The 10,341-nt window shown below is 70.9% G+C and carries 12 protein-coding genes; 4 read left to right on the plus strand and 8 right to left on the minus strand.

The genetic code is table 11. The features are described 5' to 3' along the window. From guaB to AB7U92_RS10065, 4 genes are all read left to right on the plus strand, one after another. Positions 1–1,004 (plus strand): IMP dehydrogenase (gene guaB, locus AB7U92_RS10050; RefSeq protein ID WP_428576052.1); only part of this gene is annotated, 1,004 nt, incomplete at its 5' end. Positions 1,005–1,012: 8 nt separating this feature from the next. Further along, a complete protein-coding gene (locus AB7U92_RS10055) occupies positions 1,013–2,284 on the plus strand; it encodes an MFS transporter (RefSeq protein WP_428576053.1) in 1,272 nt (423 codons plus the stop codon). Positions 2,285–2,297: 13 nt separating this feature from the next. Then, on the plus strand, positions 2,298–3,881 hold the full coding sequence (gene guaA, locus AB7U92_RS10060) for a glutamine-hydrolyzing GMP synthase (RefSeq protein ID WP_428576054.1): 1,584 nt from the start codon (positions 2,298–2,300) through the stop codon (positions 3,879–3,881). Positions 3,882–3,955: 74 nt separating this feature from the next. Then, entirely contained in the window at positions 3,956–4,288 is a 333-nt protein-coding gene (locus tag AB7U92_RS10065) for a hypothetical protein (RefSeq protein WP_428576055.1), read from the plus strand. 31 nt (positions 4,289–4,319) lie between these two features. On the opposite strand, the gene AB7U92_RS10070 is transcribed toward AB7U92_RS10065, so the two are convergent. The 8 genes from AB7U92_RS10070 to AB7U92_RS10105 form a co-directional block, all read right to left on the minus strand. Then, positions 4,320–5,054 carry a TSUP family transporter gene (locus tag AB7U92_RS10070; RefSeq protein ID WP_428576056.1) on the minus strand — a complete coding sequence of 245 codons (735 nt, stop codon included), beginning with the start codon at positions 5,052–5,054 and terminating at the stop codon, positions 4,320–4,322. A 24-nt stretch (positions 5,055–5,078) separates the two neighbouring features. Further along, on the minus strand, positions 5,079–6,812 hold the full coding sequence (locus AB7U92_RS10075; protein WP_428576057.1) for an L-aspartate oxidase: 1,734 nt from the start codon (positions 6,810–6,812) through the stop codon (positions 5,079–5,081). After that, the gene (locus tag AB7U92_RS10080; RefSeq protein ID WP_428576058.1) at positions 6,809–7,426 is read right to left on the minus strand and encodes a fumarate hydratase C-terminal domain-containing protein; all 618 of its coding nucleotides are present in this window, start codon (positions 7,424–7,426) and stop codon (positions 6,809–6,811) included. The genes AB7U92_RS10075 and AB7U92_RS10080 overlap by 4 nt, the downstream gene beginning before the upstream one ends. Further along, positions 7,416–8,294, minus strand: coding sequence for a fumarate hydratase (locus tag AB7U92_RS10085; RefSeq protein ID WP_428576059.1), 879 nt, complete (start codon positions 8,292–8,294; stop codon positions 7,416–7,418). Before AB7U92_RS10085 ends, AB7U92_RS10080 begins: the two co-directional genes overlap by 11 nt. Further along, positions 8,294–9,265 carry a tripartite tricarboxylate transporter substrate binding protein gene (locus tag AB7U92_RS10090; RefSeq protein ID WP_428576060.1) on the minus strand — a complete coding sequence of 324 codons (972 nt, stop codon included), beginning with the start codon at positions 9,263–9,265 and terminating at the stop codon, positions 8,294–8,296. Before AB7U92_RS10090 ends, AB7U92_RS10085 begins: the two co-directional genes overlap by 1 nt. A 43-nt stretch (positions 9,266–9,308) precedes the next feature. Next, positions 9,309–9,662, minus strand: a complete 354-nt coding sequence (gene sdhC / locus AB7U92_RS10095; protein ID WP_428576061.1) for a succinate dehydrogenase, cytochrome b556 subunit — start codon at positions 9,660–9,662, stop codon at positions 9,309–9,311. Beyond that, positions 9,659–10,006 carry a succinate dehydrogenase gene (locus AB7U92_RS10100; RefSeq protein ID WP_428576062.1) on the minus strand — a complete coding sequence of 116 codons (348 nt, stop codon included), beginning with the start codon at positions 10,004–10,006 and terminating at the stop codon, positions 9,659–9,661. The genes sdhC and AB7U92_RS10100 overlap by 4 nt, the downstream gene beginning before the upstream one ends. Further along, positions 10,003–10,341: 4Fe-4S dicluster domain-containing protein (locus AB7U92_RS10105; RefSeq protein ID WP_428576063.1), on the minus strand; the 339-nt coding region annotated here is incomplete at its 5' end. The genes AB7U92_RS10100 and AB7U92_RS10105, both read right to left, overlap by 4 nt.

The raw sequence follows: 10,341 nt of genomic DNA on the forward strand, positions 1-10,341 counted from the left end.
TCATCACGGTGCGCGAGGGCACCTCGCTCGAGGAAGGCAAGGCGTTGATGCACAAGCACAAGCTCGAGCGCGTGCTGGTCGTCAACGACGCCTTCGAGCTGCGCGGCCTGATGACGGTGAAGGACATCACCAAGCAGACCAGCTTCCCCAACGCCGCGCGCGATGCGCAGGGCAAGCTGCGCGTCGGCGCCGCGGTCGGCGTGGGCGAGGGCACCGAGGAGCGAGTGGAGCTGCTGGTCAAGGCCGGCGTCGATGCGCTGGTGGTCGACACCGCGCATGGCCACAGCCACGGCGTGATCGAGCGGGTTCGCTGGGTGAAGAAGAACTTCCCGCAGGTCGACGTGATCGGCGGCAACATCGCCACCGGCGCGGCGGCGCTGGCGCTGGTGGAGGCGGGCGCCGACGGCGTCAAGGTCGGTATCGGCCCGGGCTCGATCTGCACCACGCGCATCGTCGCCGGCGTCGGCGTGCCGCAGATCACCGCCATCGACAACGTCGCTAAGGCGCTGGCCGGTACCGACGTGCCGCTGATCGCCGACGGCGGCATCCGTTACTCGGGCGACATCGCCAAGGCGGTGGCCGCCGGTGCGCACACGGTGATGATGGGCGGCATGTTCGCCGGCACCGAAGAGGCGCCGGGCGAGATCGTGTTGTTCCAGGGCCGCAGCTACAAGAGCTACCGCGGCATGGGCTCGATCGGGGCGATGAAGGCCGGCTCGGCGGATCGCTACTTCCAGGAGAACGACGAGGCCGCCAACCCGAACGCCGACAAGCTGGTGCCCGAAGGCATCGAGGGCCGCGTGCCCTACAAGGGCTCGCTGGTCTCGATCATCTTCCAGATGGCCGGCGGCCTGCGCGCCTCGATGGGCTACTGCGGCTGCGCCACCGTCGAAGAGATGCGCAGCAAGGCCGAGTTCGTCGAGATCACCTCGGCCGGCATCCGCGAGAGCCACGTCCACGACGTGCAGATCACGAAGGAAGCGCCGAACTACCGGATGGAGTGACGGGCGCGATGCCGGACACCCACAGCGGGCCGAGCGCCGGGCAGCGCCAGGCGGCGATGCCCTTCATCATGATCACGGTGCTGATCGACATGCTGTCGGTCGGCCTGATCATCCCCGTGCTGCCGACGCTGGTGGGGCGCTTCACCGAATCCCCTGCCGAGCAGGTGGTGTGGTACGGGGTGATCGCCTTCACCTACGGCTTCGCGCAGTTCGTCGCCTCGCCGGTGCTCGGTGCGCTGTCCGACCGCTACGGCCGCCGGCCGGTGCTGCTGCTCGGCTTCTGCGGTCTGGCGATCAACTTCTTCGTCACCGCGATGGCCTGGGCGCTGTGGATGCTGCTCGCCTCGCGGCTGGTGGGCGGGGCGATGCAGGCCAACGCGGCCGTGGCCAACGCCTACGTGGCCGACATCAGCAACCCCGACGAGCGCGCCAAGCGTTTCGGCATGCTCGGCGCGATGTTCGGCATCGGCTTCATGCTCGGGCCGGTGCTCGGCGGCATCCTCGGCGCGATCGACCTGCAGCTGCCGTTCTACGTGGCCGGCGCGCTGGCTCTGGCGAATCTGGCCTACGGCTACTTCGTGCTGCCGGAATCGCTGCCGGCCGAGCGCCGCCGCGCGGTGCAGCTCAAGGCGCTGAACCCGGTGTCGTCGCTGCACGGGCTGGTGAAGCTCAAGGGCGTCGGGCTGCTGGTGGCGGTGATCGCACTGTCGGGCCTTGCGCAGTTCGTTCTCTATACCGTGTGGGTGCTGCATGGCAGCCTGAAGTTCGGCTGGGGGCCGAGCGAGAGCGGCTGGTCGCTGTTCGTGATCGGCGTGATGTCGGTGCTGGTGCAGGGTTTCCTGCTCGGCAAGCTGCTCAAGGTGTTCAGCCCGCAGCGCCTGGCGCTGCTCGGCCTGCTGTCGTCGACGATCGCCTTCGTCGCCTGGGGCGTGGCGTCGCAGAGCTGGGTGGTGTTCGTCGTGATCGTGGCCAACCTGTTCGGCTTCACCACGCAGTCGGCGATCCAGAGCATCGTCTCCAGCGCGGCCGACCCGACGCAGCAGGGCGAGGCGATGGGTGCCGTCAGCTCGCTGAACAGCCTGATGGCCGTGCTGGCGCCGATGATCGCCACGCCGCTGCTCGGCGCCGTCTCCCACTATCCGCGCGGCGACTGGCACATCGGTGCGCCGCTGTACTTCTGCGCGGCGCTGCAGGCGCTGTCGCTGCTGCTGGCCTGGCAGCACTTCCGATCCGTCCGCCGCACCGAAGGCGAACTGCCTGGCGCGCCCGCCTCCTCCTGACCGGCCGAATCCCATGCACGACAAGATCCTCATCCTCGACTTCGGCTCCCAGGTCACGCAGCTGATCGCGCGGCGGGTGCGCGAGGCGCACGTCTACTGCGAGATCCACCCGAACGACGTGTCGGACGCCTTCATCCGCGAGTTCGCACCCCAGGGCGTGATCCTCTCCGGCAGCCACGCCAGCACCTACGAGGATCACGAACTGCGCGCCCCCCAGGCGGTGTGGGACCTCGGCGTGCCGGTGCTTGGCATCTGCTATGGCATGCAGACCATGGCGGCGCAGCTCGGCGGCAAGGTCGAGTGGAGCGACCACCGCGAGTTCGGCTACGCCGAGGTGAGGGCGCGCGGCCACACGAAGCTGCTCGACGGCATCCAGGACTTCGCCACACCCGAAGGCCACGGCATGCTCAAGGTGTGGATGAGCCATGGCGACAAGGTCACCGAGCTGCCGCCGGGCTTCAAGCTGATGGCCAGCACGCCGAGCTGCCCGATCGCCGGCATGGCCGACGAGGCGCGCGGCTACTACGCCGTGCAGTTCCACCCCGAGGTGACGCACACGCTGCAGGGCCGCGCCCTGCTCGAGCGCATCGGGCTCGAGCTCGCGAAGGCGAAGCCCGACTGGATCATGCGCGACCACATCGCCGCGGCCGTCGCGCGCATCCGCGAGCAGGTCGGCAGCGAGGAGGTGATCCTCGGCCTGTCAGGCGGTGTCGACTCCAGCGTGGCTGCGGCACTGATCCACCGTGCCATCGGTGACCAGCTCACCTGCGTGTTCGTCGACCACGGCCTGCTGCGCCTGAACGAGGCGAAGATGGTGATGGAGATGTTTGCCGGCCGCCTGCACGCGAAGGTGGTGCACGTCGACGCCAGCGAGCAGTTCCTCGGCCACCTCAAGGGCGTGAGCGACCCCGAGGCCAAGCGCAAGGTCATCGGCCGCGAGTTCGTCGAGGTGTTCCAGGCCGAGGCGAAGAAGCTCAGAGGTGCGAAGTGGCTCGCCCAGGGCACGATCTACCCCGACGTGATCGAGTCGGGTGGCGCCAAGACGAAGAAGGCCACCACGATCAAGAGCCATCACAACGTCGGCGGCCTGCCCGAGACGCTGGGCCTGAAGCTGCTTGAGCCGCTGCGCGACCTGTTCAAGGATGAAGTGCGCGAGCTCGGCGTGGCGCTGGGGTTGCCGCACGACATGGTGTACCGCCATCCGTTCCCCGGGCCGGGCCTGGGCGTGCGCATCCTCGGCGTGGTGAAGAAGGAGTATGCGGATCTGCTGCGCCGCGCCGACGCGATCTTCATCGATGAACTGCGCATGGCCATCGACGAGCATTCCGGCAAGAGCTGGTACGACCTCACCAGCCAGGCCTTCGCGGTGTTCCTGCCGGTCAAGAGCGTGGGCGTGATGGGCGACGGCCGCACCTACGACTACGTGGTGGCACTGCGCGCGGTGCAGACCAGCGACTTCATGACCGCCGACTGGGCCGAACTGCCGTACTCGCTGCTCAAGAAGGTGTCGGGCCGGATCATCAACGAGGTGCGCGGCATCAACCGCGTGACCTACGACGTCTCCAGCAAGCCGCCGGCCACGATCGAGTGGGAGTAGCAGGGGCATTCTTATCCCGCTACATTGCGGCGCACTGCGGCCAGCCGACCGCGCGCGACCCTGGGGGACTGGCGATGAATCGCGATGAATCCGAACGGCTGTGGGCGCTCGTGCGTGCCTTGCAGCGCGCGCCGGAGGCGGTGGACGATGCCGAGGCGCAGCGGGCCGTGACCGTGCTGACGGCGTCGCGCTCCGACGCCGTCTACCTGCTGCTGCAGCGCGTGCTGGTGCTGGAAACGGCGCTGGAGCGCATCCGGGCGCAGCAGCCGGCCGTGCCGGCGCCGAGCCCCTTCCTGCGCGAGGCGTCCGTGATCGCCGCCGGCGTGGTCGGTGGCGGTCTCGTGCTCGGCGCCCTGGACGCGCTGGGCGCGGAGATCGGCGTCGACGCGGCCGACCTCGAGCTGTGACGGCGATCGGCGCAGCCGCCGCACGCGCCGGCTAGCCGCGCACCAGCAGCAGCGCCCCGCACAAGCCCAGCAGCCACAGCACCAGCCGGTTGAACCGGGCGGCATCGAGGCGCGAGAAGACGAACAACCCGAGTGCGCCGCCCACGACGACGAACGGCGCGCCGAACCACAGGCGCTCGCGCACCTGCGCATCGATGCCGACCAGGCCGCCGACCCAGGCGATGCCCAGCACGCCGGTCAGCAGGATGTAGGCCTGCACCAGCGCACGGTTGCTGGTCTTGTCGCCGCCACGCAGCGCGCACCACAGCGTGGGCAGGAAGCCCGACAGACCGGCCAGCCCGCCGAGGAAGCCGCCGATCAGCCCGATGCAGGCATCGCCGAGCTGGCCGGCACGCGGCGACAACACCAGCGCCGGCGGGTGCACGCGGGCCAGCATCCACGCCGAGTAGCCCATCAGCAAGGCGCCCACCGCGGGGCGCAACACCGAGGCCGGCAGCACGTCGAGCGCCCAGGCGCCCAGCGGTACGCCGAGCACGCCGCCGACCGCGTAGGGGGCGAGCCGGCGCCACGGAATCTCGCGCCAGAAGAAGGGCAGGTAGGCGATGTTGAGCGAGAGCATGAAGACCAGCGCCAGCACCGTCACCACTTGCGGCTCGAGCAGCTGGCTCCACAGCGCGGTGGCCACGAGGGCGAAGCCGAAGCCGGTGGCGCCGGAGACCGTCGCGGCGACCAGCGCGCCGACGCTCAACAGCAGTGTTTCGCCCACGCGTGCGCGGCCGCCCGGCCGGCCTCAGGCCGCCACCAGGCTCTGGCCCGGCCGCACGCGCGAGAAGCGCACCGGCTGGCGCTGCAGGGCGAGCTGCCCGTCGGCGCCCTGTCGCACCACGATGAAGGACGAGTCTTCCATCGCGCCGGGTTCGGGGAAGTCCTCCCGGTAGTGCGCCCCGCGAGAGTCCTCGCGCGCCAGCGCCGAGACCGCGATCGTGCGGCTGACCTGCAGCAGGTTGCGCAGGTTCATCCAGTCGTGCCAGCCGGGGTGGAAGGCGCGGTCCTTGCCGTCCACGCCGCAGGCCTGCAGTTCGGCGTCGAGCGCGTCGAGCCGGGCGATCGCGCGGCGCAGGCCGTCGGCGTCGCGCAGGATGCCGACCTCGTCCCACATCGTGTTCGAGATGGCGTCGCGCACCGCCTCGATCGCACCGGGCCCGGTGGCGCGGCCGAACGGCGCGGTGTGAGCGGCGATGCTGCGCTGGATGACCGCCTCGTCGGGCGTCTGCCAAGTTCCTTCGCTGCGCACCCAGGCGGCCATGCGGTCGCCGGCGATGCCGCCGAAGACGGTGGAGTTGGCCACGCCGTTGCCGCCCAGCCGGTTGGCGCCGTGCACGCCGCCGGTGTCCTCGCCGGCGGCGAACAGACCCGGCAGCGGCGTGCTGCAGTCGGGCGCGAAGACCACGCCGCCCATCATGTAGTGCGCCGTCGGCACCACCTCGACGCGGCCGGCGGCGAGGTCGAAGCCGCAATCGCCGCAGCGCTCGACCATGCCCTTGAACTGCCGGCGGACGTTGTCCGGCCCGAGGTGCGACATGCTGATCCACACGCCGCCCGAGGGCGTGGTGCGGCCGGCGCGCATCTCCGCGTAGATGCCGCGCGAGACGATGTCGCGCGTGGCGCGCTCGGCGCGCGCATCGACGCGCTGCATGAAGCGCTCGCCGGCGCCGTTCAGCAGGTGGCCGCCGGCGCCGCGCAGGCCCTCCTCGAGCACGGTGCCGGTCATGCGCGTATCGGGGCCGGCGAGCAGGCCGGTGGGATGGAACTGCACCATCTCCATGTCGCGCAGCGGCAGCCCGGCGCGCAAGGCCATGGCCATGCCGTCGCAGCTCTTGTCGCCGGAGGGGGTGTGGTAGCGGTACATGGTCGGGCCGCCGCCGGTGGCCAGCAGCACGGCACGCGCCTGCACGAACACGAACTCGCCGCTGCGCATGTCGATCATCAGCACGCCGGCCAGCGCGCTGCCGTCGGGCGTGCGCACGAGCTCGATGGCACGGTGCTCCTCGAGCCGGGCGATGCCGCGCGCCCACACCTGCTCGGCGAGCCGGTTGATGATCTCGATGCCTGTCAGGTCGCCCTTGTGCACGGTGCGGTCGAAGGTCTGACCGGCGAAGGCCTTCTGGTGGACGGTGCCGTCGGGGTTGCGGTCGAAGAAGCAGCCGAGCTCGTTCTCCAGCTCGCGGATGCGCTCGACGGCCGTCGAGCACAGCGTCCAGGCGAGGTCCTGGTCGGCGAGCCACTTGCTGCCCTCGATGGTGTCCATGAAGTGGCGCTCGACGGAGTCGCCCGGCGCCAGCGCCACGTTGTAGCCGCCTTGCACCATGCGCGTGCAGCCGCACTTGCCGAGCAGCCCCTTCACCGCCACCGTGACGTGCAGCTCCGGCGCCGCACGGTGGGCGTGCAGCGCCGCGAACAGGCCGGCGCCGCCGGAGCCGAGGATGAGGATGTCGGTCTGCACCCGCCGCACGGCGTCGCTCACGGCTTCACCCCCAGCGAGGCCAGCACCTCGGCGCGCCGCGCGGCGGCGTCGCGCTGCACCTCGCGGTACAGGCTGCCGCCGTGGCTGTCCATCGCCACCAGCAGCGGGCCGAAGTCGCGGATCGCGAAGCGCCACAGCGATTCGGGGTTGAGGTCGTCGAGGTCCACCGCCTCGATGCGCTCGATCCAGGTGGTCTCCAGCGCGGCGGTGCCGCCGACGATCGCCAGGTAGGCCCCACCGAGGTCGGCGAAGGCCTGCTGCGAGCCCTCGCGCAGCCCGCCCTTGCCGACGATCAGGCGCACGCCGTACTGTTCCATTAGCGGCCGCGTGAAGCGCTCCATGCGGTCGGAGGTGGTGGTGCCGATGCACACCGGCGCGTAGCCGGCGGGATGCTCGGGCGAGGGCGGCACGCGCCGCACGTTCGGTGCGGTGTGGATGACCGCATGGCCGCGCAGGTCGAAGTGCGTGGTCCGCCCGCGGTCGAACAGGTGGATCTGCGTGGCGTCGCGGATGCCGTAGAGCGTGCGCTGCAGCGTGACGGTGTCGTTGACGCGCAGCTCGCGCACCTGCGCCTCGCTCACCGGCATCTCGAGCACGTGGTGCCTACCAGCCATAGTGCACTCCCTGCGCGTCGAACACGGCGCGCGCGCGGCGTGCCGAGTGGCACTGCATGTTCACGGCGATCGGGTTCATCGTGATGTGCGTGGCGGCCAGCTCCACGTGCACCGCGAAGGCGGTGGAGTCTCCGCCCAGGCCCTGCGGGCCGACGCCGAGGCGATTGACCGCCGCCGACAGCTCGGCCTCCAGCGCGGCGCCGTCCGCGTCGGCGCAGCGTGTGCCCAGCGCCCGCGTGGCGGCGCGCTTGGCCAGCGCCACTGCGAGATCGGAGGTGCCGCCGAGCCCGACGCCGACGATGGTCGGCGGGCAGGTCTTGCCGCCGGCGGCGAGCACGCAGTCGATCACGAAGGTCTTGATCGCCGCGATGCCCTCGGCCGGGATGGCCATCTTCAGGAAGCTGTTGTTCTCCGAGCCGCTGCCCTTGGGCACCATCTCGAGCTCGAGGCGGCCTTCGTCGTCGGTGAAGTCGACGTGGATCACCGGCACCTCGATGCCGCAGCTGGTCTGCTCGTTGCGCCGCGTCAGCGGATGCACCACCGAGCTGCGCAGCGGGTGCTCGCGCGTGGCGCGCTCGCAGCCGCGCCGGATGGCCTGCTTGGCGGCCAGCCCGTCGATCTGCACGCCGCGGCCGATGCGCAGGTGGTAGATCGGGATGCCGGTGTCCTGGCACAGCAGGTTGTCGGCGTCCTCGGCGACGCGGATGTTCTGCACCATCGTGCCGAGGATGCGCTGCGCGGTCGGCGCGGTCTCGCTGGCCACCAGCCGCTCGAAGCCGGACTTCACGTCCGGCGGCAGCTGCTTGAGCGCGCGGATGTACAGCTCCTTCGCGGCCGCCTCGACCGCTGCAGCGTCGACGTGCAGCATCAGTTGGTCTTCAGGTTGCGGTTCTTCACGACCGTGGCCCAGCGCTTGAGCTCGGCGTCCATCTGCTGGCCCAGCTCGGCGGGCGAGCTGGCCACCGGCGACATGCCGGCGACGAACAGGCGGCCCTTGATCTGAGAGTCGGCGAGGGCCTTCACGGTGTCCTGGTGGATCTTCTCGATCACCGCCGGCGGCGTGCCGGCGGGTGCGAAGAAGCCGAACCAGCCGGTGTTCTCGAAGCCGGGCAGGCCGCTCTCGGCCACGGTCGGGATCTCGGGGAACTGCGCCGAGCGGGTGCGGCTGGTCACCGCCAGCGCGCGCAGGCGGCCGGGGCCGGTGAGCGCCGAGGCCGCAGCCATGTTGCCGACCATGAACTGCACCTGGCCGCCGAGGAGGTCGTTGTAGGCCACCGCCTCGCCCTTGTAGGGCACGTGCTGCACCTCGATGCCGGCCGAGTCGGCAAAGTTCTCCGCCGCCAGGTGGACCTGGCTGCCGACGCCCGCCGAGCCGAAGTTGAGCTTGCCCGGCTGGGCCTTGGCCGCGGCGATCAGGTCCTTCACCGACTTGTACGGCGACGAATCCTGCACCACCACCATCATCGGCCCGCTGGCCACGTTGGTGATCGGCACCAGGTCGCGCAGGGTGTCGAAAGGCATCTTCGCGTACAGGTTCGGGTTGATGGTGATCGAGCCCGAGGCCATCAGCAGCGTGTAGCCGTCGGCCGGCGACTTGGCCACCGCGTCGGCGCCGAGGTTGCCGCCGGCACCGGCGCGGTTTTCGATCACCACGGTCTGGCCCCAGACTTCGGAGAGCTTCTGGCCGACCATGCGGGCGACCACGTCGGTGGTGCCGCCCGGCGCGAAGGGCACGACGATCTTCACCGGCTTGGCCGGCCAGGCCTGGGCGGAAGCGGTCGTGCTCGCGGCCAGCGCGAACGCGGCGATCAGCAGTCGGCGGGTGAGGTCGATTCGCATGGGTGTTGTCTCCTTGGGTCTCGGTCTTCGGGGGGGAACGTGATCAGGCGAACAGGGCGAGAGCGAACGCGAGGCCGGCGGCCAGCGCGAAGCCGGCGGCGCCGGCAATCCAGTCTTTGCGCGGCCCCCGCCAGGGGCCGAACTCGATGAGCAGCAGCCGCGTGCCGCCGGCCAGGTGGAGCGACAGCAGCACCACCAGGCCCCACTCGGCGATCTTCACCAGCGGCGAGTGCGTGAGCGCGAGGGCGCGGTCCAGGCCCGAGGCGCCGTCGAGCGCCTGGGCGAGCAGCGTGAAGTGCAGCGGCAGGAACAGCGCCAGCGCCAGCCCCGAGAGCCGGTGCAGCAGGTAGGCCCAGTAGACCGGGTGGCGGCGTGCGCGCGCGTCGAGCGTGTTCATGCGATGCTCACCGCCCAGACGGCGCGCAGGCCGGTCACCGCCAGCAGCAGCGCGAAGGCGCGTGCGGCCCACAGGGCAGCGTGTGGCCGCCAGCGGCCCCACTCGACGGCGATGTTGGCCAGGCCGGTGGGCACGTGCACGGCGCAGGCCAGCACGAACAGGCTGTAGAAGGCCGCGAAGGACCAGCTGCCGCGGGTGCGCGCGAGGATCTCCGCGCCACTGAGGCCGCCGCGTACGGCATAGACCATGACGGCCAGGTGCACCAGCACGCACAGTGCCAGCACCATCGCGCTGATGCGCTGCCAGTACCAGCGCTTCGCCTGGGCGATCGCCTCGGCGTTCACAGCTCGCCCTTCACGGCGGCTCGGGCCACCAGCCGCTTCAGGCCGGCGATGCCGGCGGTCGGCGCGATCTGCTTGGGGCAGCGCAGCGTGCAGCCGCCTTGCGTATGGCAGGCGTGGCAGCCGGCGTCGCCGGCCACCGCGCGCAGCCGCTCGGCACCGGCGCTGTCGCGCACGTCGTTGACCAGCGTCCAGGCGCGGTTGAGCGCGGCCGGCCCGAGGTAGTCGGGCCGGAACGACACCACCTCGCAGGAGGCGTAGCAGACGCCGCAGCCGATGCACTCGATGCCGGCGTTGGCCGCCTGCCGCTGCGCAGAGGCCGGCTCGACGCGGGCGAA

It is taken from the genome of Piscinibacter sp., assembly GCF_050175855.1.
Lineage (GTDB): Bacteria > Pseudomonadota > Gammaproteobacteria > Burkholderiales > Burkholderiaceae_C > Piscinibacter.